Here is a 20,452-nt window from a genome sequence, read left to right as displayed (position 1 = left end):
ATTCAGCCTATGAGGTTAGGTCATTCGGTCGGCCAGCGAAGGATAGTTTGCCCGGCGGGGCCCGATCGAGCCCCGCCGAAGCGCGGTTCAGACGCGTTCGAACAGCACGGCGATGCCCTGGCCACCGCCGATGCACATGGTCGCCAGGGCGTAACGGCCCTGGACGCGGTGCAGTTCGTGAATGGCCTTGGTCGCGATGATCGCACCGGTCGCGCCCACCGGATGGCCCAGGGAGATGCCCGAACCGTTGGGGTTGACCTTTTCCGGGTCGAAGCCCAGCGCCTGGGCCACGGCGCAGGCTTGCGCGGCGAAGGCTTCGTTGGACTCTATGACGTCCAGATCGGCCACGGTCAGTCCGGCACGCTTGAGCACCAGGCGAGTGGCGGGAATCGGGCCGAGCCCCATCAGTTCCGGCTCGACACCGGCGTGGGCGTAGCCGACCAGGCGCACCATCGGCTTGAGGCCATGGGCGCGAACCGTTTCGCCGGTGGCCAGTACCAGCGCGGCGGCGCCGTCATTGAGCCCGGAGGCGTTGCCGGCGGTGACGCTGCCGTCTTTCTTGAAGGCTGGCTTCATCTTCGCCAGTTGCTCGGCATTGGCTTCGCCGCGCACATGTTCGTCGGTGTCGAAGGTCACGGTGCCTTTGCGCGACGGGATTTCGATGGGCACGATCTGGCTGGCGAACCGCCCTTCGGCAATCGCCCGCGCTGCCCGCTGCTGGCTGAGCAAGGCCAGTTCGTCCTGGGCCTGGCGCGTGATGCCGAAGCGCTCGGCAACGTTTTCCGCGGTGATGCCCATGTGAAAACCCTCGAACGGGTCCTGCAATACACCGAGCATGTAGTCGATGGCCTGCATGTCGCCCATGCGCGCCCCCCAGCGTGCTTGCGGCAACAGGTAGGCGCCACGGCTCATGGACTCGACACCGCCGGCCAGCGCCGCCCCCGCATCCCCCAGCATCAGGCTCTGCGCGGCGCTGACAATCGCCTGCAAACCGGAGCCGCAAAGGCGATTGACGTTGAAGGCCGGCGTTTCTTTCGGCAGGCCGGCATTCATCGCCGCCGTACGGGAGATGTAGGCGTCGCGGGCTTCGGTGGGGATCACATGCCCTAACACCGCATGGCCGAAATGCTCAGGCGCCAGGCCCGAGCGCTCGATGGCTGCCCGGCAAATGTCGGTCGCCAGTTGAGTCGGCGGCACATCCTTGAGCGAGCCGCCAAAGCTGGCAATGGCGGAACGGACGGCGCTGATCACATAAATGTCGGAAGGGTTCATGAGGGTTTCCCTGATTCAAGTCGGGTGCGCGCGGGCACTGTCATGGGGGAAAGAGTCTAGGCGCGGTGGCGGCATTGGCCTATGTCGCAAGTGCTCAAGGACAGTGGTGTTTTTTGCCAGTGGCATGGCGGTACTCAGGCAACCTGCGGGAGCGGGTTTGCTCGCGCAAGCGGCCTGTTCATTCACCTTGACGCCGAGCCGGGAAAACCAGCTCGAAACGGGTCACGCCGTCTTGGCTGCTGGCGCTGCACGTGCCGTTGTGCAACTGCATGATCGTCGCCACGATCGACAGGCCCAGGCCATTGGAGTTGGCCGAGCGTTCGCGGGATTCGTCGACGCGGTAGAAACGTTCGAACAGTCGGGGCAGGTGCTCGGCCGGGATGGTCGGGCCGTGATTGTGCACACTCAGGCGAATGCCCTCGGCGCACGGCGTGGCGTCGATGATCAGCTCGGAGTGGGGCGCGCCGTATTTGATCGCGTTGGCGCACAGGTTGGCCAGCGCCCGGCGCAGCAGCATCGGTTCGGCCCAGATCACGCCGCTCCCCCCGGCCCGTATGTGAATGCCGACATCGGCCGCCGGCCCTTCGAAGTAGTCGGCCATGCGTTGCATTTCGTCGGCGGCGTCCAGCTCCTGGCGTTGTTTAAGGGCGCTGGACGGGTCGGTGCGGGCCAGGAACAGCATGTTGTCGAGCATGCGCGCCAGGCGCTCGAGTTCTTCGACATTGGAGGCCAACAGCTGCTGATAGGCGTCGATGCTGCGGTGCTGCTGCAGGGCAACCTGGGTTTCGCCGAGCAGGTTGTTGATCGGTGTGCGCAGCTCGTGCGCCATGTCCGTCGAGACCTGGCCCAGTTGTACGAAACCCTTGCTCAACCGATCGAGCATCGCGTTGAAGGCGTCGATCATCGGCAACAGCTCCCGGGGGGCGCCATGGCTGTCGAGGCGCTCGCCGAGGTTGCCGACACCGATGCCATGGGCGTGTCGTGCCAGGCGCCGCACCGGCAGCAAGCCACGATGCACCAGCAGGTAGCCGGACAATGCCAGCAGCACCGCCGCGACACTGGCAAACAGGTACACATTGATCCGGTAGCTGGCGAGCACGGCGGTGCGCTCGGTCATCAGGCGCCCGGTGAGCACTTGCAGGCTGCCCATGTCACCCGAGTCGATGGTCGCGGCGACGGCCGCGAACGGGATGCCGTCCACACCGGGGTAATGCTGCACGTCCGCCAGGCTCAGCGGACGGTCCATCGCCACGGGCGCCAGCGATGGCAGCGGCAGGTTGCCGGGGTTGACCACCAGCAAGGGCTTTTGATCCGCAGACGTGATCGTCAGCAGGGCTTCGCGATTGCCCAGCATGTTCTGGAACAGCGCCGGTTTGGTCCGGATCAGCTCCAGTGCGTTGCTGTCGTTGAGGAAGGTGCGCAATTGGTCGATGCGGTTGACCAGGGCAGCGTCGTCGCGGCGGATCAGTTCGCGCTCCAGATCGCGGTACAGCGCCACGCCCAGCAGGGTCAGCGAGACGAACGCGAGCAAGGCGAACACCAGCGCCAGGCGCAGGGTCAGGGAGTGGCGCAGGCCGTTCATGGCTGGGTATCGAAGCGGTAGCCGATACCGCGCACGCTGTGGATCAGCTTGAGCTGGAACGGGTCGTCGATCTTGAGGCGCAAGCGGCGCACGGCGACATCGACGACGTTGGTGTCACTGTCGAAATTCATGTCCCAGACCCGTGAAGCAATCATCGAGCGCGACAGCACCTGGCCCTGATGCGTGGCGAACAGGTGCAGCAGGGCAAACTCCTTGTTGGTCAGGGTGATGCGCACCCCGGCGCGGGTGATGCGTCGCTTGAGCACGTCAATCTGCAGGTCGTCCACCTGCAGCTGTTCTTCCTCACGGGTCGGGCCACGGCGGGTCAGGGTGCGCAGGCGCGCCACCAGTTCGGCGAAGGAGAAGGGCTTGATCAGGTAGTCGTCGGCGCCCAGTTCCAGGCCCTTGATCCGGTCGGCGATGTCATCCCGGGCGGTGAGGAACAGCACCGGCGTATCGGCTTCCTTGCGCAGGCGCCGCAGCACTTCCCAGCCATCCATCTTCGGCATCATCACGTCCAGCACGATAACGTCGAACTCATGCTCCAGGGCCTGGTGCAAACCATCGGCGCCATCCCGGGCCAGGCTCACGCAGTAGCCCAGTTCCTGCAGGCCGTTGAGCAGGTAATTGCCTGCCTTGGGTTCGTCTTCCACTACGAGGATGTTCATGCCAATGCGCCTCAGACCAGGGGTGCCAGTTTAGCCGGATCAATGATCATTGGTGCAGCCCGAGCCGTCGACCTGGTAATCCAGCACGTGTTCGCGACCCAGGGAGTCGAGGTAGTCGAGTTTCGCCGGGATGACCCCGCATTGCTGCGAAATGTCAGTGCTGGACAGGACCTTGGCGACATCCAGGTGCACGAAGAAGCCGGTCTTGTCGTGGATCAACGGTGCGGTAGGCGCCGTGTCGGCAAACGCCGAGCCGGCGGCGAGGAGGGCGGCGAAACCGAAGAAGGACATTTTCATGGTGAGTCTCTCTCTACAGGTGGTGGTGGCTGCCGGTGGGTGACCTGACAGTGAATCCAGGTTAACCAGGCGATCCGGACAGCCGACCAACAGAACAATGACAATGTTGTAATGAACCGCGATCAGGGCTGGCGGCCCGAGGCCTCAAGGATCAGGTCGGCGATTTCCTTGGCATGAGACACCAGCGACAGGTGGCTCGAGGGCAGCTCGATGGTGCTGGCGTTCATGCGTTTGGCGAGGAAGCGTTCGAGGTCCGGGTTGATGGTCTGGTCGAGGCTGGACACCGCGTACCACGACGGCTTGCTGTGCCAGGCGGCCACGGTGGTGCGGTCGGTGAACAGGGTCTTGGCGATCGGTTGTTGCACGGCGAACAGCTGCAGGGCCTTGGCGGGGGGCACATCGCCGGCGAAGTACTTGAGGAAGGCATCCTGCTTGAGGCTGACGAAACCGTCGTGTTCTTCGGTGCCGGCGCGCACGGGCATGGTCGGGTAGCGGGCCGAAAGCGCCACGAAGTCCTCACCGGCGTCGGGGGCGCGAGCCGCGACGTACACCAGGGAGCTGACCTTCGGATCGACCCCGGCTTCACTGACCACAGTGCCGGCGTAGGAGTGGCCGACCAGCACGGTCGGGCCATCCTGTTGATCGAGGATGCGTTGGGTGGCGGCGACGTCAGCGGCGACCGATGTCAGCGGGTTCTGCACGGCGGTGACATGCAGGCCGGCGGCCTGCAATCGAGAAATGACGTCCGCCCAGCTCGAGCCATCGGCCCAGGAACCGTGCACCAGCACGACGTTGTTGGCCTTGACCGGAGCAATGTCGGCCGCCATGGCGGAGCCGGTGCCCAGCAGCATCAGGCTGGCGGCGATCAGGCAAAATTTTCTCAATGGTTTCATGGTATCGACCCTTGTCATCATCAGTGGGAGGTGTCACCCGATGTGGGTGAGCGACGCCGCCACTGTAGAAAACGCGGCTGTTGGCGATGCTGACAACTCGATGACAAGTTTGTAATGCGAGGTCTGCCGTATGTCGGGCGCCTGGAACGGTCATGAGCGCGGTCCTGCCAAATCAGCACAACGACAGGAGAACACTCATGACTCATGATCGACGACGCGAAGCCCTGGCGGCCTGGTACCACCTGCTGGCACACCCTGAAATCCGCATGGATGTGGAGGAGCAATACGATGAGCTGCTGAAGGCGGCGGATGAGATGGAACAGGCCGCGCTGATCAGCAGCTCGGAATGGCGAACCCTGGTGCGCGAGGCCGGTGTGGCTTTTTCCCATGCCACGGAAGGCGTGGGTCGCGGAACCTAGGCGGCAGCGTTCATCCCGCGAGGCTCAGCAGCCATCCCGAGGCGCCACCCGCGATCACCACCAGCCAGGGCGGCAGTTTCCAGAACATCAACGCGACCAGGGCCAGCAGCGCCAGGCCGAAGTCTTGCGGTCGATCGATGGCACTGGTCCAGACCGGGTGATAGAGCGCGGCGAGCAGCAGCCCGACCACCGCCGCATTGATTCCGATCAGGGCCGCCTGGGTCCTTGGGCTGCGGCGCATCGCTTCCCAGAAGGGCAGCGCACCGAGGATCAGCAGGAAGGACGGTAAGAAGATCGCCAGCAGCGCGATCAAACCGCCGCTGATGCCCGTGGGCGCCTGGTTCATGGCGGCGCCGAGAAACGCCGCGAACGTGAACAGCGGTCCCGGCATCGCCTGCGTGGCGCCGTACCCGGCCAGGAAGGTTGGGTTGTCGACCCAGCCCGGTTGGACCACCTCGCCATGCAGCAGCGGCAGCACGACATGGCCGCCGCCGAATACCAGGGAACCGCTGCGGTAGAAGGCGTTCACCATCGCAAGGGTTTGATTCGATATCAGTTCATTGGCCAGCGGCAGGCCCACCAACACCACCACAAACAGTGAGAGCCAGGCCACTCCCGCTCGCCGGCCGAGGGGGGAGGGCAGCGGATCGTGAGCGGCCGCCTGTGCGGGTTTGCACAGCAGCAGGCCCGCAAGGCCCGCCGCCGCCATCACGCTGACCTGCGTCCAAGCGGACGTTTCCAGCAGGACGATGCAGGCCGCAACCATCATGACCGTGACGCGCAAGGCGTCGGTGCACAGGTTGCGCGCCATGCCCCACACTGCTTGCGCCACCACCGCCACGGCCACCACTTTGAGGCCGTGCAATGCGCCGTAGGGTAGAAGCGAGCCGTAGTGGGTCAGGCCCAGGGCCAGCAGGATCAGCACGACGGCAGCGGGCAGGGTGAACCCGGCCCAGGCCGCCAGCGCGCCCCGGTAACCCGCCCGCGACAAGCCCAATGCGATGCCCACCTGACTGCTGGCGGGCCCCGGCAGGAACTGACACAACGCCACCAGATCGGCGTAGCTGCGCTCGCTCAACCAGCGCCGGCGGCTGACGAACTCCGCACGAAAATAGCCCAGGTGCGCAACGGGCCCCCCGAATGAGGTCAACCCCAGGCGCAGGAAGATGAGAAACACCGACCAGGCGCTGTCGCGTACCTGTACACGGGGATCGGTCATGCAGGTGGTTTCCTGGTGTCAGTGATTCGCCGGAGTGGCGCCATTCTATCGGCGGATCGGGCTTTTGCTGCACCCGTACTGTGTCCGTTTGGCGATATCTGCTGGCTTATTAGCGTTAGCCGGCAATCAGCAGGCGCGTTAAAGTCGATGCCATGTACCTCGCGCCCTGGAAGATACCCATGACTCGCCCCCGTTTCCTGCCCGACAACTTCACCCTGACCCTGATCGGCGTGGTCATTCTCGCCAGCCTGCTGCCCGCCAGCGGTCAGGTCGCGGTGGGTTTTGGCTGGCTGACCAACCTGGCCATCGCCCTGCTGTTTTTCCTGCATGGCGCCAAGCTGTCCCGTGAGTCGATCATCGCCGGCGCCGGCCACTGGCGCCTGCACCTGCTGGTGTTCAGCCTGACGTTCATCCTGTTCCCGCTGATCGGCCTGGCCCTCAAGCCCGTGCTCTCGCCGCTGATTGGCGACGATCTGTACCTGGGCATGCTCTACCTGTGCGCATTGCCGGCCACGGTGCAGTCGGCGATTGCCTTCACGTCCCTGGCACGCGGCAATATCCCGGCGGCGATCTGCAGTGCGGCGGCTTCCAGCCTGTTCGGGATCTTCCTCACGCCGTTGCTGGTGACGTTGCTGCTCAACGTCCACGGCGATGGTGGTTCGACGCTGGATGCGATCGTGAAAATCAGCGTGCAATTGTTGTTGCCATTCATCGCCGGCCAGATTGCCCGGCGCTGGATCGGCGCCTGGGTGGGGCGCAACAAGAACTGGCTTAAATTCGTCGATCAGGGTTCGATCCTGCTGGTGGTCTACGGCGCATTCAGCGAGGCGGTCAACGAAGGCATCTGGCATCAGATCCCGCTCTGGGAACTGGCAGGCCTGGTGGTCGCCTGCTGCATCGTGCTGGCGCTGGTCCTGCTGGCATCCACCGTGCTTGGCAAGGCCTTCGGTTTCAACCAGGAAGACCGCATCACCATCCTGTTCTGCGGTTCGAAGAAAAGTCTGGCGACCGGCGTGCCCATGGCCCAGGTGCTGTTCGCCGGCAGCACCATCGGCGTGCTGATCCTGCCGCTGATGCTGTTCCACCAGATTCAGTTGATGGTCTGCGCAGTCCTTGCGCAACGTTATGCCAAACGTCCGGAAAGCGTCCCGGAGTTGATGGCTCAGGTCGATCCCTGAGGCCGGTTCACTGACCGTCTACACTGCGCGGCAATTGCAGCGGGTTGAAGTCGCGCAGCGCTTCGGGCAGCAGCGCCTGGGGGAAACCCTGGTAAGCCACCGGACGCAGGAAGCGCTCGATCGATGTCATGCCCACCGACGTGAAGCGGCTGTCGGATGTCGCCGGGAACGGTCCGCCGTGAACGGTGGCGTGGGTCACTTCCTGCGGGTGGGCGAAGGCGTTGACGACGATGCGTCCGGTGCGTCGCTCCAGCACCGGCAACAGGCGCCGGGCCAGCGGCAGGTCCTGCTCTTCAAGGTGCAGGGTGGCGCTGAGCTGGCCGTTGAGCGAGCGGGCCACGGCGAGGCATTGCGCATCATCCTCGACCGTCACCAGCAGCGCTGACGGGCCGAACACCTCCTGGGACAGCACCGCTTCGCCGAGCAAGCGGTGGCCGCTGACTTCCAGCAACGCCGACTGGCCGTCAAAGTCCGCACGGGCGCTCGAGCCCTGGGCAATCCTGTGCGCCCCCGCCGCTTCCAGGGCGGCGAGCCCCTTGAGGTAGGACGCATGAATGCCCGGCGTCAACATCGTGCGGGCCGGGGCCTCACTCACGCGTTTCACCATCGCCTCGCGCAGCGCTTGCAGGCCAGGACCCTCGATGGCGATCAGCAGGGCGGGTCGCAGGCAGGCTTGCCCGACGTTGACCAGCATGCGTTCGATGAACCCGTCGCCGATCGGTGCGCCGCGTTCGGCCAGTGCGGCGGGCAGGATGAACGTGGGGTTGATGCTGGTCATTTCGGTAAACACCGGAATCGGATCGGGCCGTTGCTGCGCGCGGCGATACAGGGCCATGCCGCCATGTTCCGAGCCGGTGAACGTCACGGCCTTGATCAGCGGGTGATCCACCAGCGCTTCGCCGATGGCGTTGCCGTTGCCGCGCACCATCGAGAACACGCCCTCGTGCAGACCGTGATCGTGCACGGCCTTCTGAATCGCTCGCGCCTGGATTTCCGAGGCGCCCGGATGGGCGTTATGCGCCTTGAGGATGACGGTGGCGCCTGCGGCCAGCGCCGAAGCGGTGTCGCCGCCGGCCACCGAGTAGGAGATCGGGAAGTTGCTCGCTCCGAAAATGGCCACCGGACCGAGGGCGATTTTCTGCAGGCGATGGTCCATGCGCGGGCGCGGCTGACGCTCAGGTTGCGCCGGGTCGATGGCCAGTTGCAGGAAGCGGCCCTTGCGCACCACCTGGGCGAATTGGCGGAACTGCGTGGCGGCTCGACCGACTTCACCTTCGAGCTGCGCTTGCGGCAACCCCGTTTCCAGTGCGGACCGCTCGGCCAATGGGCTGCGAACGGCCTCGAGATTGTCGGCGATACTCTCCAGAAACGCCGCGCGCTGGTTCAGCGAGGTATGGCTGTAACTGTCGAATGCCTCGTCGGCGAGGACGGCGGCCTGATGCACCTGGGCCGCGCCGCCCAGGGCGAAATCGGTGTCGAGCCATTGATTCGTGGCGGGGTTGAGGGCCTTCATCGTCCCTTCGCTGGCCGGGACATCATGGGCCCCGATCAGCAGGTTTCCTGTGAGTTTCATCGGTTCACTCCTGCTCGGCGAGGGCGGTGACCAGTTCGTTCGTGGTCACGATCGAATGTGCGAAGGTCGGGCCGTTCAGTTCGTGGGCGGCGTGCATCATTTCCGGGCGGAACGCGGCGGTTGCATCACGCACCAGCGTGACGTGGTAACCCATTTCCGATGCGTAGCGGGCGGTCGCCTCGATGCAGGTATTGGCCAGCAGGCCGACGATGATCACGTGGGTAATGCCTTTCTGCTTGAGGCGAAAATCCAGGTCGGTGTTGGCGAAACCACTGGAGCCCCAGTGTTCCTGGACGACGATGTCGCCGTCCTTCGGAGCGAAGTCCGGGTGCCATTCCCCGCCCCATTCGCCCCGCGCGAAGTGGTGCATGTGCATGATCTTGCATTGGGTTGGCGTCGGGTGGTCCCAGTTTTCGTAGTCGCCATGCTCCCAGCGATGGTGCGGTACGATGACGACCTGAATGCCTTGGGCGCGTACGGCGCGGTCGAGGGCGCGCAGGTTGTCGAGCAGGCCCACCTGCTCGGCGATCGGTTTGATCAGGGGGAAGACCTTGCCGCCGTCGGACAGGAAGTCGTTGTACGGATCGACCAGCAGATAGGCGGTGCGATTGAGCGGATAAAGGGCGTTCGACATCAGAATGTTCTCCACGAAAAGATGAGTGACAGGTGCCGGGGCTTGCCCGTGCATTGTGTAGATATGATAATCATAGTAACTAGGAAAGAGGCAAGTCCCTATGTCGATAAACACCCCTGCACCCGACACCCTGTGCCCGATTGCACGGGCCGAAGCCGTCGTGGGTGACCGCTGGACCGTGCTGGTGCTGCGGGAGTTGTTCATGGGTAGCCATCGCTACGACGAGATCCAGGCGCAGACCGGCGGCACTCCGCAGATGGTCGCCACGCGTCTGAAAAACCTGGAGGCCGAAGGCCTGGTCGAACGCCGCCTCTACAACGAACGACCGCCACGCTACGAATATCACCTTAGCGAAAAAGGCCGGGCTTTCTACTCGGTGGTGCTGGCATTGCGCGCCTGGGGCGAGACCTGGTGCAAGTCGCCGGAGGAGGGGTTGGCGGTGGTCTACACCCACAAGACCTGCGGTGAGCCCGCTGGCCTGGGGCCGGTTTGTGCCCACTGCGGTGAGCTGCTGCGCCGGGATGACCTGATCAGCGAGCAGAGTGCCGCCTACAGCGCTGAACGTCAGGCCCGGCGCGAGGCGTTCAAGGGCAGCCGCAGCCCGCAATAGAGCGCCTGGAACGCACCGCTTGCTGAATCAGTTCGGCCACAAGGATTTTCGCCATCGCGCACGGAGCCCGCATGCCATTGACCGCCGAAACACTGATTGCCATCGCCATGACCAACCCGGCCAATGCCGAGCTGGTCCGACGCCTGCCCGAGCTCAGGCTGCACCAGTGCATGCTGACCGCAGGCTGCCTGTTTCAGGCGGTATGGAATCACCAGTCTGGCCGGCCTGCCGAGTGGGGCATCAAGGATTACGACATCTTCTACTTCGATGAAGACACCTCGTGGGAGGCCGAAAACCAGGTGATCCTGGCGGCGCGGGCACTTTTCCATGACCTCGACGCGAACCTCGAATTCAAGAACCAGGCGCGGGTTCATTGTTGGTACAAACAGCGATTCGGTCGCGACTACCCGAAGTTGCAGTCGGCGAAGGAGGGCATCGACCGCTATCTGGTGGCGGGCACTTGCATTGGCCTGGACGTGGCGACGGGTGAACTGCATGCGACGTACGGCCTGAGCGACATCGAGCAGGGGTTGTTACGGATCAATCCGCTCAACCACCAACCGGACCTGTTTGTGCAGAAGGCCGAAAGCTACCGGGCGCGCTGGCCTTTTCTGCGCCTGGTCGAGGCCTGAATGCAAAAAGGGGACATCGCGCCAGGATGCCCCCTTGAGTCATGGCATCAGAACTTGAACGCCTGACGCCCTACCAGCAGCCACTGGCCCTTCTGCTTCTGCCAGATCTGGAAGTTCTCGATCTCGGTCGGAATCACTTCGGTGCCCTTGAGTGCCTGCGCCGAGAAATGATTGCGCACCAGCGCGACGTCGCCGGACAGGTTGATGGTCTGGTTTTGCATCTCCAGGGTCTTGAACGCGCTGCGGCCGGTTTCGATGTCGGCGATGTATTCCTGCTTGTTCTGGATCTTGCCGCTGGAATGCCCGTAGGTCAGGTTCTCGGCGGTCAGCGCATTGAGTTCGGGGATGTTCTTTTTCAGCATGGCCTGGGTCAGCTTGTCGACCGCCTTGGCCACATCGGCCTCGCCCGCAGACGGGGCGGCGGCGACGTAGCCGCTGAACAGGCAGAGAAAACCAACCAGCACTTTGACTTTTTTCATGGGGCATTCCTTGTTGTTGTGGGTGAGCGATCGATGAGCCGTGCATGTTATTCATCAGTCGTCGTACAACCTAGCATGCGCCAAGGAAAAAACGAACTTGCCGGGCGCAGTTTTCTCGAATCCAGGAACGGGATCACGTTGTGAACGGAGGGGCCCATTGAACGAGGCGAATCAGCTCTACGTCGGTTGTGCCGGTTGGAGCCTGCCGCGCAGTGAGTGGCCGCGGTTTGCTGCGCAAGGAACGCACTTGCAGCGTTACGCGTCACGCTTGAACGCCGTTGAAATCAACAGCTCGTTCTACCGACCGCATCGACGACAAACCTATGAGCGTTGGGCGCAGTCGGTGCCGGCGACTGTGCGTTTTTCGGTGAAGATGCCCAAGACCATCACCCATGTTCAGCGCCTGCACGACTGCGAGCCGTTGCTGGACGCGTTTCTTTCCCAATGCACGGGGCTGGGGGATGCCCTGGGCTGTGTGCTGGTGCAACTGCCGCCGTCACTCTTCTTTGAAGAGGACAACGCGACGGCGTTTTTCCGGGCTCTGCGCGAGCGCTTTGCGGGGCACGTGGTGCTTGAGCCACGGCATGCGAGCTGGCTGGGCGCGGAGGCGATGTTGATCGAGCATGAAGTCGGTCGGGTAGCGGCGGATCCCTCGCCGATTCCCGGTGGGGATACGCCGGGTGGATGGCCGGGCATTCGCTACTGGCGCTGGCATGGTTCGCCGCGCATTTATCACAGTGACTACGACCGAAGCCGGTTGCAGGCGCTGGCCGGGCAGGTCCAAGGCGCGGCGGGGGCGGGTGGGGCCTGTTGGTGCATTTTCGACAACACCGCCAGCGGCTTTGCCCTGGGCAATGCGTTGACCCTGGGTGAGTTGCTGGGATGTCGGTCGGGTTTATAGGGCCCATCGCGAGCAGGCTCGCTCCCACATTGGGCAGGTGCAGACTGCCCCCCCTGTGGGAGCGAGCCTGCTCGCGATAGCAACGGCTCATGCAACGCCAGCCCATCGCCTAGAGGTACTTGTCCGTCACCGCCCCCTCCGACGCGCTGGACACGGTCTTCGCGTACTTGGCCAGCACTCCGCGTTTGTACTTCAGTTCCGGCCGCACCCAGCGCGCCTTGCGTTCGGTCAGCACGGCGTCGGACACCGCCACCGTGATCTGCCGGGTTTCGGCGTCGATGGTGATCCGGTCGCCGTCTTCGATCAACGCGATCGGCCCGCCCTCGAAGGCTTCCGGGGTGATGTGGCCGACCACGAAACCATGGGAGCCCCCTGAAAAGCGCCCGTCGGTGATCAGCGCCACGTCCTTGCCCAGGCCCTTGCCCATCACCGCCGAGGTCGGCGACAGCATTTCGCGCATGCCGGGGCCGCCCCTGGGCCCTTCGTAGCGAATCACGATGACCTCGCCGGCTTTCACTTCACCGTTGAGAATGCCGGCCAACGCGCCTTCTTCGCCCTGATAGACCCGCGCCGTGCCTTCAAAGCGCAGGCCTTCCTTGCCGGTGATCTTGGCGACCGATCCACTGGGCGCGAGGTTGCCGTGCAGCACCACCAGGTGCGAATCCTTTTTGATCGGTTGGTCGAAGGGCAGGATCACGTCCTGGCCATCAGGGTAATCCGCCACGTCTTGCAGGTTCTGCGCGAGGGTCCTGCCGGTGACGGTCATGACCTCCCCGTGCAGCATTCCGGCGGCGAGCATGCGTTTCATCAACGGCTGGATACCGCCGATGGCCACCAGTTCGCTCATCATGTACCGGCCGCTGGGGCGCAGGTCGGCCACCACCGGCGAAACCTTGCCCAGTTCGACGAAGTCATCCAGGCTCAGTTCGACATCCACCGCGTGGGCCATGGCCAGCAAGTGCAACACCGCATTGGTCGAGCCGGCGAGGGCGATCACTACGCGGATGGCGTTTTCGAAAGCCTGGCGGGTCATGATGTCCCGCGGCTTGAGGTCGAGCTTGAGCAGTTCCATGACCTGCTGTCCGGCACGGAAACTGTCCGAGGCCTTGTCGCTGCCGACGGCGTCCTGGGAACTGGAACCGGGCAGGCTCATGCCCAGTGCCTCGATGGCCGAAGCCATGGTGTTGGCCGTGTACATGCCGCCGCACGAGCCGGGGCCGGGGATCGCCACTTCCTCGATCTGCTTGACCTGGATCTCGTTGATGTCGCCGCGTGCGTTCTGGCCCACGGCTTCGAACACGGAAATGATGTCGGTGTGCCCGGCACCCGGGCGGATGGTGCCGCCATAGACGAAGATCGCAGGGCGGTTCAGCCGCGCCATGCCGATCAGGCACCCCGGCATGTTCTTGTCGCAGCCGCCTACGGTCACCAGCCCGTCGAAGCCTTCACAACCGACCACCGTCTCGATGGAATCGGCGATCACCTCGCGTGATACCAGCGAATACTTCATGCCTTCGGTGCCGTTGGCGATGCCATCGGAAATGGTGATGGTGTTGAAAATGACGCCCTTGGCCCCGGCGGCATTCGCGCCTTTTTCCACTTCCTGGGCCAGCTTGTCGATGTGCATGTTGCAAGGCGTGACCATCGCCCAGGTCGAGGCGATGCCAACCTGCGGCTTCTTGAAATCCTCATCGGTGAAGCCCACGGCGCGCAGCATCGAGCGGCCGGGTGCGCGCTCCACGCCATCGACCACTTGAGAGGAATATTTGCGCAAATCGTCTTTATTGCTCATGACTGCTCCTCGCCAGGGCACCTGGAAAAATCAGGGTCAGTATAGTGGCCCCGACGCGCGCGCCCGGACTATCCGGTCAGGAACAGACGCGCGGGTTTGCCGTGTCGTGATATTCTTCGCGCCACTGAGTTTGATCCATTCCGTTTTCCTGTCCCTGGTGACAGGCGAGCAGAATCACTGTCGCTCAAGTAGCTGAAGCCAAAAAAGATAAAAAGTCAGTTCGGTAGGGACATATAACTGGGGTCGATGCATGCAATCGGCCTTGTGTGCCCGCCCTGCAATTCCATGCGCGAGTACCGGGGACAGTCGGCCTGTCTGTCGTGATTGGGGACTCGTCAGCAGGAAGGCAGGGTGGATGACGTTTTATCATAGGTGCTACAGATGTTTAAGAAAGTGAACACGGCCCTGCTGGGTCTGGCCTTGTCGTTGGGGATGACGACTGCCCAGGCCGAAGAAGCCAAGAAAGTCGATGTGCTGTTGATCGGCGGCGGCATCATGAGCGCGACCCTCGGCGTCTGGCTCAACGAGCTGGAACCCGGCACCTCGATGGAAATGATCGAGCGCCTTGACGGCGTCGCCCTGGAAAGCTCCAACGGCTGGAACAACGCCGGTACCGGCCACTCTGCCCTGGCCGAGCTGAACTACACCCCGGAAGACGACAAAGGCAACGTATCGATCCCGAAAGCCGTTGAAATCAACGAAGCCTTCCAGATCTCCCGTCAGTTCTGGGCCTGGCAGGTTCAGCAGGGCGTGCTGAAGAACCCGCGTTCGTTCATCAACTCCACTCCGCACATGAGCTTCGTGTGGGGCGATGACAACATCAAGTTCCTCAAGAAACGCTACGAAGCGCTGAAGGCCAGCCCGCTGTTCGCCGGCATGCAGTACTCCGAAGACCCGGCTGTGATCAAGCAGTGGGTCCCGCTGATGATGGAAGGGCGTGACCCGAACCAGAAAATCGCGGCCACCTGGAGCCCGCTCGGCACCGACATGAACTTTGGCGAGATCACCCGCCAGTTCGTTGCGCACCTGCAAACCACGCCGAAATTCGACCTGAAGCTGTCCAGCGAAGTGCAGGACATCACCCGCAACGAAGACGGCACCTGGCGCGTCAGCTACAAAAACCTGAAAGACGGCAGCAAATCCGAAACCGACGCCAAGTTCGTGTTCATCGGTGCCGGCGGCGGTGCGCTGCACCTGCTGCAGAAGTCGGACATTCCTGAAGCGCGTGAATACGCAGGCTTCCCGGTCGGTGGTTCGTTCCTGGTCACCGACAACCCGGCCATCGCCGAGCAACACCTGGCCAAGGCCTACGGCAAGGCTTCGGTGGGGGCACCGCCGATGTCGGTTCCGCACCTGGACACCCGTGTCCTGGACGGCAAGCGCGTCATCCTGTTTGGCCCGTTCGCGACCTTCAGCACCAAGTTCCTCAAGGAAGGTTCGTACCTGGACCTGCTGACCACCACGACCACTCACAACGTGTGGCCGATGACCAAGGTCGGTATCAAGGAATACCCGCTGGTGGAGTACCTCGCCGGTCAATTGATGCTGTCGGATGAAGACCGCCTCAACGCCTTGAAGGAATACTTCCCGAATGCCAAGGCCGAAGACTGGCGTCTGTGGCAGGCCGGTCAGCGCGTGCAGATCATCAAGCGTGACGAAGCGGCGGGCGGCGTGTTGAAACTGGGCACCGAGATTGTTGCTTCGGCTGACGGTTCGATCGCCGGTCTGCTGGGCGCCTCGCCAGGTGCTTCGACGGCTGCGCCGATCATGCTGTCGGTGATCCAGAAGGTGTTCAAGGACAAGGTCGCCACCCCTGAGTGGCAGGCCAAACTGCACAAGATCGTGCCGAGCTACGGCACTCAGCTGAACAATGACCCGGCCAAAGTGGCCGAGGAGTGGGCCTACACCGCCAAGATCCTGCAATTGCCGGCACCCCCGGTGATTGGTCAGGCGGCGCCAGCGCCAGCGGCGGCTCCGGCAGACGCGCCGAAGCCTGAAGCGGCACGGGACATGGCTCTGTAAACAGAGCAGTGTTTCAAGAAGCCCACTGAACCGGTAACGGTCAGTGGGCTTTTTTGTTGGTCGGGTTTCATTCGTCAAATTACCGTCAGTCAAGATAAATGAGCCGGAAATTTGTCAAATGTGTTTCAGAATGTAAAAGTCTGCGTCTGTCAAAATCCCTTCCGTATCAAGGCTTAAGCGTGTCTGAAGACGTCGAGCCAGCAGGCAGTGCACGAACCAAATGTGGCCAAGTAATGCTGGAAAATTATTATTAATCAATGGATTAGATGGCGTGTTCGGCCCGTTTCCGCCACCTGTCTCGCTCTTCTTTGTTCAGTTTTCAAGCCCTGACTGCTTCGGAAACTTGCTTGCAAATCAGGCGCTTTTTCCCTTAACTGTTACTTAATGTAAAAAAAATTGAATGCCTAAAAATATGCGCTGAATCAGGGTTTTAGTACGGCTGTGAGGTGCCGCCGGATGTTTCTTTGACCTTTTTCTCAACATTGTTCAAGGAGAGGATGCAGTGAAGGAAAAATTGGCGGCAATGGTCAGAAAATGGGTCTCGCCTTCGATGCGCTATGAGCTTCGAAGCATGGCGCACCGGCTTCACGGCTTGGCGGAGCAAGCTTGTCTATGGCGCTGGGAAATTGCCCGGTTTCGGCTGCAGCATGAAAGTCCCTACGAAGTCCTGTACGTCGGCCGCAAAAACCGCCGGGACATGGCCAAGCTGCTGATCGGCGGCAAATCGTTGATTGACCACGGCGTGCAAGTCGATCAAGCGCAGCCTGTGGCCTCACAGCACGTGGTGGTGATCAGCGAAGTGCCAACCGCGGGCGCGTTGAACGTGCCGGTCTACCTGAGTGCCGTGGTGCCATTGGGGCGGTCCCTGGAAGACATCACCGCCCGGTACGACAGCGAACTGCGCCGCAGCATCCGCAAGAACCGGCCGCTCTATCAGATGCGCCAGGCGCTGCTGGACGAGGACATCGAACGGGCCGACCGTGACATGCTTCGTCCGTATGCCGTTGCCCGCCAGGGCACCCATGCGGCTCAGTTCGACACCCGGGAAGTCTTCCGGATTGCCAGGACGACCGGGCGGCTCGACCTCATCGAGCTGAACGGCGAGGTGGTGGCCTGCCACCTCGGTTGCGTCATCACCCGCAACGGCAAGCGTTACTGGAGCACCTTGCGTTTCGGTTACACCGAGGCGGTCTTTTCCGATGCGAAGAAGCTGCGTGAAGTCAATTCGATGACCACGTACCTGGCGCTTGAATGGGCGATCGCCCATGGCTTCGATTATTACGACATCGGGCTGTGCGTCGCCCGACCCGATGACGGGCTGCTGAAGTGGAAGAGAAGACGCGGTGGCGACGTTGATTCCCTGGGCAACGACGCTTACCTGTTCATTCGCCTGCCGAAGACCGGCGCAGCCCGCTTCCTCTGGGACACGCCGTTGTTCGCCTTCGAGGGCAAGGCGTTGACCCTGCACCTGGGCTTGCCCGATGGCCAAAGCGGCGAGGAGGCGGCTCGCCGTTACCACGAGATGGTCTTTGGCGGGGTAGACAGGATTTACCTGCATTGCGCAGAAAAATCAGGCGAACAGTTTCTCGAAACCTTGCGCAGCCGCTACGCTGGTTTGCAGGCCACGCCAATTTTACAAATGGTTACATCTACCTGAGGCGTGGCCGAAACCGTTCAGTGGTGTCAGCGCCTTGCGGGAGGACTTTCATGGAAAGCGATGTTTCGCAGCTGGGCACCGTGCGCGCCGGCCGCCAAAAAAAGTGGACGCTGGCAGCCTATCGGCACCTGGCGAGGAAAAAGCTTGCGCACAAAGCCGAGATCAACCTGAAAAACCTCGCGGTGAAAAGCTGGGACATCGCGCCGAGCGAGGTCACGCATTCGCCGCCGGCGTTCTTCCTGCCTGGGCAGATGGAGCGCGTGACAGGTTGGGAGGCCAAGCGTTTTTACCCCTATGAGCATCCTTCGCGCACCATGGAAGGGTTGGGGGACGTCGTTCAAGGCGCGACGCGCGGCTACCTGCTCAAGGATGTCTGGCTGATCGATGGCGTGCTCTACAAGGGCAACGCCAGTCTGTGGTTGTCGCTCAAGCCCGTACGCTTCCCGCACATTGTCGTGGAACGGGAAATCCAGCGTGCAGCGGTGTATTGCACACAAAACGGCAACACCTGGTTCGGCACCTGGTTGATGGAAGACTGCCCGACCTACGCCTTGGCCCGCGAAGAAGGTTTGCCGGTGACCACCGCACCGTCCGCGCGCTTTCCACTGTTCACCCAGACGCCTGCGTACGAGGACTGGTTCGACATGCAGCCCACGCGCCTGCACACGGCCTTCTTCCGCGAACTGGTGCTGTTCGACGATCAAAGCCAGAACCGCAACCGGCACCTGCGCTACCGGGCCATGGGTGAAAAGCTGTTGTCCCATGTGGACCATGCGCCGCACCCCGGCGTGTTCATCCTGCGGGGCGGCGCTGGCGATCTGCGCCTGTTGCGCAACGAACTGGAAGTCGCTGAACACCTGCACAAGACCCGCGGCTTTCGCATCCTCGATCCGTTGAAGAGCGACGTCCCGACCATCGTGGCAACCTGCGCCGGCGCGCAGACCGTGATCGGTGTCGAAGGCAGTCAGCTGGTGCATGGGGTGAATGTGCTGAAGCAGGGGGGCTCGGTGCTGACGCTGCAACCACCGAACCGCTTTGTCAGTTACTACAAATACCTGACGGATCGTGATCATCAGAACTTCGGTTTTGTCGTGGGCCGGCCCGAGGGCGATGGTTTCACGATGGATATCGACGAGGTGGAGCGGACACTGGATCTGTTTCCTTCGTGAGCAGCGGGGGACTGCCGGGGGCGGTCGTCCCGGCAAGGCGCTTCTGTCCGCTCAGGCCCGTTTCAACACACTATCGCCCGCATCCGCGGGCAACCTGATCACATCCACCAAAGCCAGCAACCCCAACACGGCCACCCCGATAAAGGCCATTCGAAAGTCCGCCACCTGCGCCTGCTGTTCATGGCCTTGCAGCGACATCGAGGCGCGTAACAGCAATGCGGCGACCGCGACGCCCATGCCCATGGCCAGCTGGAAAAACAGGCTGAACAGCGCTGAAGATTCGCTCATGCGCGCCTTGGGAACGTCGGCAAAGCCGATGGAGTTGTAGCAGGTGAATTGCATGGACCGCGACAAGCCGCCTACGAAGAGCACCCCTGCAATCAGGGCCAATGGCGTGTGCGGGGTAAACAGGGCGCAAGCGGCGATGGACATGACGCCGATAACGCCATTGACCAGCAGCACCTTGCGAAAACCGTAGCGTTGCATGATCGCCGTGGTGAACGGCTTCATGGCGAGATTGCCGGCAAAGACCGCGAGCACCAGCAGGCCGGCATCGACCGGGGACAGGCCGAAACCGACCTGGAACAACAGCGGCAGCAGGAACGGCAGGGCACTGATGGCCAGGCGAAACAGCGAACCGCCGACAATACAGACGCGGAATGTGTTGAGGGCCAGGGTGCCGAGGGGCAGTAACGGGTTGGCATGGTGTCGGCTGTGGTGCACCGCCCACGCGGCCAGCATGACCCCAGCCAGCAGCGCTCCGAGCCCATAGAGCATGGCGTTGCCGTGCTGGCTGCCGAGCCATTCCAGGCCACCCAGCAGCAGGACACACGCGCCGGCCAGCAGCACGAAGCCTTTGCCGTCGAAGGGACGAACGTTGCCTTCATGGCCTTCGGGCACCAGCCGAAGCGCGGCCAGCAACGCCACGACGCCGAGCGGTACATTGACGTAGAAGATCCACGGCCACGACACGTGCGTGACGATCAGGCCGCCCACCACGGGGCCGAGAATGGGGGCTATCAGGCCGGGCCAGGTAATCACCGCGATCATGTTCACCAGGTCTTTCTTGTCGGTGTTGCGCAGGACCGCGAGCCGTCCCACTGGCACCATCAGTGCACCGCCCATGCCTTGCAGCACGCGGGCGAACACGAACATTTCGAGATTCTGGCTGAACCCGCAGAGCAGTGACGCCAGGGTGAAGACGATGATTGCACCGGCGAACACCCGGCGAGCGCCGTACCGGTCGGCGACCCAGCTCGACAACGGGATGAAAATGGCCACTGCAAGAATATAGGCGGTGATCCCGACGTTCATATCGACCGGGGTGACACCGAACGCGCTGGCCATGGCCGGCAGCGCGGTGGCAATGACCGTCGCGTCGAGGTTTTCCATGAAGAAGGTCATGGCCACCACCCACGCAATCAGGCGGGTCTGCACACTCATACCTGGCTCGAC

General features: G+C 62.8%; 19 protein-coding genes. 8 read left to right on the top strand and 11 right to left on the bottom strand.

The window, feature by feature from the left end; all coding sequences use genetic code 11:
* Nucleotides 1-87: 87 nt before the first annotated feature.
* The 5 genes from IB249_RS09575 to IB249_RS09555 all read right to left on the bottom strand — a co-directional run bounded on the left by IB249_RS09575 (nt 88) and on the right by IB249_RS09555 (nt 4,712).
* Nucleotides 88-1,272 carry an acetyl-CoA C-acyltransferase family protein gene (locus tag IB249_RS09575; protein WP_192303923.1) on the bottom strand — a complete coding sequence of 395 codons (1,185 nt, stop codon included), beginning with the start codon at nt 1,270-1,272 and terminating at the stop codon, nt 88-90.
* Nucleotides 1,273-1,450: 178 nt separating this feature from the next.
* A complete protein-coding gene (locus IB249_RS09570; RefSeq protein WP_192303921.1) occupies nt 1,451-2,854 on the bottom strand; it encodes a heavy metal sensor histidine kinase in 1,404 nt (467 codons plus the stop codon).
* Entirely contained in the window at nt 2,851-3,522 is a 672-nt protein-coding gene (locus IB249_RS09565; RefSeq protein WP_192303919.1) for a heavy metal response regulator transcription factor, read from the bottom strand. Before IB249_RS09565 ends, IB249_RS09570 begins: the two co-directional genes overlap by 4 nt.
* Before the next feature lie 39 nt (nt 3,523-3,561).
* The gene (locus tag IB249_RS09560; protein ID WP_192303917.1) at nt 3,562-3,819 is read right to left on the bottom strand and encodes a DUF2790 domain-containing protein; all 258 of its coding nucleotides are present in this window, start codon (nt 3,817-3,819) and stop codon (nt 3,562-3,564) included.
* Between the two features lie 122 nt (nt 3,820-3,941).
* Nucleotides 3,942-4,712 (bottom strand): alpha/beta hydrolase, encoded by a 771-nt coding sequence (locus IB249_RS09555; RefSeq protein ID WP_192303914.1) that lies wholly within the window; start codon nt 4,710-4,712, stop codon nt 3,942-3,944.
* Nucleotides 4,713-4,909: 197 nt separating this feature from the next.
* Between IB249_RS09555 and IB249_RS09550 the strand changes: the two genes are divergently transcribed.
* Nucleotides 4,910-5,131: a hypothetical protein gene (locus tag IB249_RS09550; RefSeq protein WP_192303912.1), complete on the top strand. Its 222-nt coding sequence runs from the start codon at nt 4,910-4,912 to the stop codon at nt 5,129-5,131.
* Nucleotides 5,132-5,141: 10 nt separating this feature from the next.
* Here IB249_RS09550 and chrA read toward each other — a convergent pair whose 3' ends face one another.
* Nucleotides 5,142-6,350 carry a chromate efflux transporter gene (gene chrA / locus IB249_RS09545; RefSeq protein WP_192303910.1) on the bottom strand — a complete coding sequence of 403 codons (1,209 nt, stop codon included), beginning with the start codon at nt 6,348-6,350 and terminating at the stop codon, nt 5,142-5,144.
* A gap of 179 nt (nt 6,351-6,529) precedes the next feature.
* Here chrA and IB249_RS09540 point away from each other — a divergent pair, with 179 nt between their 5' ends.
* Nucleotides 6,530-7,528, top strand: a complete 999-nt coding sequence (locus IB249_RS09540; protein WP_192303908.1) for a bile acid:sodium symporter family protein — start codon at nt 6,530-6,532, stop codon at nt 7,526-7,528.
* Nucleotides 7,529-7,535: 7 nt separating this feature from the next.
* Here IB249_RS09540 and IB249_RS09535 read toward each other — a convergent pair whose 3' ends face one another.
* Nucleotides 7,536-9,101: an aldehyde dehydrogenase (NADP(+)) gene (locus IB249_RS09535; RefSeq protein ID WP_192303906.1), complete on the bottom strand. Its 1,566-nt coding sequence runs from the start codon at nt 9,099-9,101 to the stop codon at nt 7,536-7,538.
* A gap of 4 nt (nt 9,102-9,105) precedes the next feature.
* Nucleotides 9,106-9,735 carry an isochorismatase family cysteine hydrolase gene (locus tag IB249_RS09530; RefSeq protein WP_192303904.1) on the bottom strand — a complete coding sequence of 210 codons (630 nt, stop codon included), beginning with the start codon at nt 9,733-9,735 and terminating at the stop codon, nt 9,106-9,108.
* 100 nt (nt 9,736-9,835) lie between these two features.
* Here IB249_RS09530 and IB249_RS09525 point away from each other — a divergent pair, with 100 nt between their 5' ends.
* Together IB249_RS09525 and IB249_RS09520 are read left to right on the top strand one after the other, a co-directional pair.
* Entirely contained in the window at nt 9,836-10,345 is a 510-nt protein-coding gene (locus tag IB249_RS09525) for a winged helix-turn-helix transcriptional regulator (protein ID WP_192303902.1), read from the top strand.
* 71 nt (nt 10,346-10,416) lie between these two features.
* Nucleotides 10,417-10,977 carry a nucleotidyltransferase family protein gene (locus IB249_RS09520; RefSeq protein WP_192303900.1) on the top strand — a complete coding sequence of 187 codons (561 nt, stop codon included), beginning with the start codon at nt 10,417-10,419 and terminating at the stop codon, nt 10,975-10,977.
* Between the two features lie 47 nt (nt 10,978-11,024).
* Here the strand turns inward: IB249_RS09520 and IB249_RS09515 are convergent, their stop codons facing one another.
* The gene (locus IB249_RS09515; RefSeq protein ID WP_192303898.1) at nt 11,025-11,456 is read right to left on the bottom strand and encodes a nuclear transport factor 2 family protein; all 432 of its coding nucleotides are present in this window, start codon (nt 11,454-11,456) and stop codon (nt 11,025-11,027) included.
* 157 nt (nt 11,457-11,613) lie between these two features.
* Between IB249_RS09515 and IB249_RS09510 the strand changes: the two genes are divergently transcribed.
* Nucleotides 11,614-12,357 carry a DUF72 domain-containing protein gene (locus IB249_RS09510; protein WP_192303896.1) on the top strand — a complete coding sequence of 248 codons (744 nt, stop codon included), beginning with the start codon at nt 11,614-11,616 and terminating at the stop codon, nt 12,355-12,357.
* A gap of 109 nt (nt 12,358-12,466) precedes the next feature.
* Here the strand turns inward: IB249_RS09510 and ilvD are convergent, their stop codons facing one another.
* The gene (gene ilvD, locus IB249_RS09505) at nt 12,467-14,149 is read right to left on the bottom strand and encodes a dihydroxy-acid dehydratase (protein WP_192303894.1); all 1,683 of its coding nucleotides are present in this window, start codon (nt 14,147-14,149) and stop codon (nt 12,467-12,469) included.
* 381 nt (nt 14,150-14,530) lie between these two features.
* On the opposite strand from ilvD, the gene mqo reads away from it, so the two are divergent.
* From mqo to IB249_RS09490, 3 genes are all read left to right on the top strand, one after another.
* Nucleotides 14,531-16,171, top strand: coding sequence for a malate dehydrogenase (quinone) (gene mqo, locus IB249_RS09500; RefSeq protein WP_192303892.1), 1,641 nt, complete (start codon nt 14,531-14,533; stop codon nt 16,169-16,171).
* A gap of 502 nt (nt 16,172-16,673) precedes the next feature.
* The gene (locus tag IB249_RS09495) at nt 16,674-17,828 is read left to right on the top strand and encodes a GNAT family N-acetyltransferase (protein WP_192303890.1); all 1,155 of its coding nucleotides are present in this window, start codon (nt 16,674-16,676) and stop codon (nt 17,826-17,828) included.
* Nucleotides 17,829-17,878: 50 nt separating this feature from the next.
* On the top strand, nt 17,879-18,997 hold the full coding sequence (locus IB249_RS09490; protein WP_192303888.1) for a glycosyltransferase 61 family protein: 1,119 nt from the start codon (nt 17,879-17,881) through the stop codon (nt 18,995-18,997).
* Between the two features lie 51 nt (nt 18,998-19,048).
* Here IB249_RS09490 and IB249_RS09485 read toward each other — a convergent pair whose 3' ends face one another.
* Nucleotides 19,049-20,440 carry an MFS transporter gene (locus tag IB249_RS09485; RefSeq protein WP_192303886.1) on the bottom strand — a complete coding sequence of 464 codons (1,392 nt, stop codon included), beginning with the start codon at nt 20,438-20,440 and terminating at the stop codon, nt 19,049-19,051.
* Nucleotides 20,441-20,452 lie beyond the last annotated feature (12 nt).

This window comes from Pseudomonas sp. PDM04 (assembly GCF_014851765.1).
GTDB lineage: Bacteria > Pseudomonadota > Gammaproteobacteria > Pseudomonadales > Pseudomonadaceae > Aquipseudomonas.
The sequence above is the reverse complement of the archived record's forward strand: the minus strand, read 5'-3'. Positions and strand labels throughout refer to the sequence as shown.

What these genes read in the sequence shown, in the direction of transcription:
- IB249_RS09575 (WP_192303923.1), bottom strand. Translation starts at nt 1,272, where the DNA reads ATGAACCCTTCCGACATTTATGTGATCAGCGCCGTCCGTTCCGCCATT.
- IB249_RS09570 (WP_192303921.1), bottom strand. Translation starts at nt 2,854, where the DNA reads ATGAACGGCCTGCGCCACTCCCTGACCCTGCGCCTGGCGCTGGTGTTC.
- IB249_RS09565 (WP_192303919.1), bottom strand. Translation starts at nt 3,522, where the DNA reads ATGAACATCCTCGTAGTGGAAGACGAACCCAAGGCAGGCAATTACCTG.
- IB249_RS09560 (WP_192303917.1), bottom strand. Translation starts at nt 3,819, where the DNA reads ATGAAAATGTCCTTCTTCGGTTTCGCCGCCCTCCTCGCCGCCGGCTCG.
- IB249_RS09555 (WP_192303914.1), bottom strand. Translation starts at nt 4,712, where the DNA reads ATGAAACCATTGAGAAAATTTTGCCTGATCGCCGCCAGCCTGATGCTG.
- IB249_RS09550 (WP_192303912.1), top strand. Translation starts at nt 4,910, where the DNA reads ATGACTCATGATCGACGACGCGAAGCCCTGGCGGCCTGGTACCACCTG.
- chrA (WP_192303910.1), bottom strand. Translation starts at nt 6,350, where the DNA reads ATGACCGATCCCCGTGTACAGGTACGCGACAGCGCCTGGTCGGTGTTT.
- IB249_RS09540 (WP_192303908.1), top strand. Translation starts at nt 6,530, where the DNA reads ATGACTCGCCCCCGTTTCCTGCCCGACAACTTCACCCTGACCCTGATC.
- IB249_RS09535 (WP_192303906.1), bottom strand. Translation starts at nt 9,101, where the DNA reads ATGAAACTCACAGGAAACCTGCTGATCGGGGCCCATGATGTCCCGGCC.
- IB249_RS09530 (WP_192303904.1), bottom strand. Translation starts at nt 9,735, where the DNA reads ATGTCGAACGCCCTTTATCCGCTCAATCGCACCGCCTATCTGCTGGTC.
- IB249_RS09525 (WP_192303902.1), top strand. Translation starts at nt 9,836, where the DNA reads ATGTCGATAAACACCCCTGCACCCGACACCCTGTGCCCGATTGCACGG.
- IB249_RS09520 (WP_192303900.1), top strand. Translation starts at nt 10,417, where the DNA reads ATGCCATTGACCGCCGAAACACTGATTGCCATCGCCATGACCAACCCG.
- IB249_RS09515 (WP_192303898.1), bottom strand. Translation starts at nt 11,456, where the DNA reads ATGAAAAAAGTCAAAGTGCTGGTTGGTTTTCTCTGCCTGTTCAGCGGC.
- ilvD (WP_192303894.1), bottom strand. Translation starts at nt 14,149, where the DNA reads ATGAGCAATAAAGACGATTTGCGCAAATATTCCTCTCAAGTGGTCGAT.
- mqo (WP_192303892.1), top strand. Translation starts at nt 14,531, where the DNA reads ATGTTTAAGAAAGTGAACACGGCCCTGCTGGGTCTGGCCTTGTCGTTG.
- IB249_RS09490 (WP_192303888.1), top strand. Translation starts at nt 17,879, where the DNA reads ATGGAAAGCGATGTTTCGCAGCTGGGCACCGTGCGCGCCGGCCGCCAA.
- IB249_RS09485 (WP_192303886.1), bottom strand. Translation starts at nt 20,440, where the DNA reads ATGAGTGTGCAGACCCGCCTGATTGCGTGGGTGGTGGCCATGACCTTC.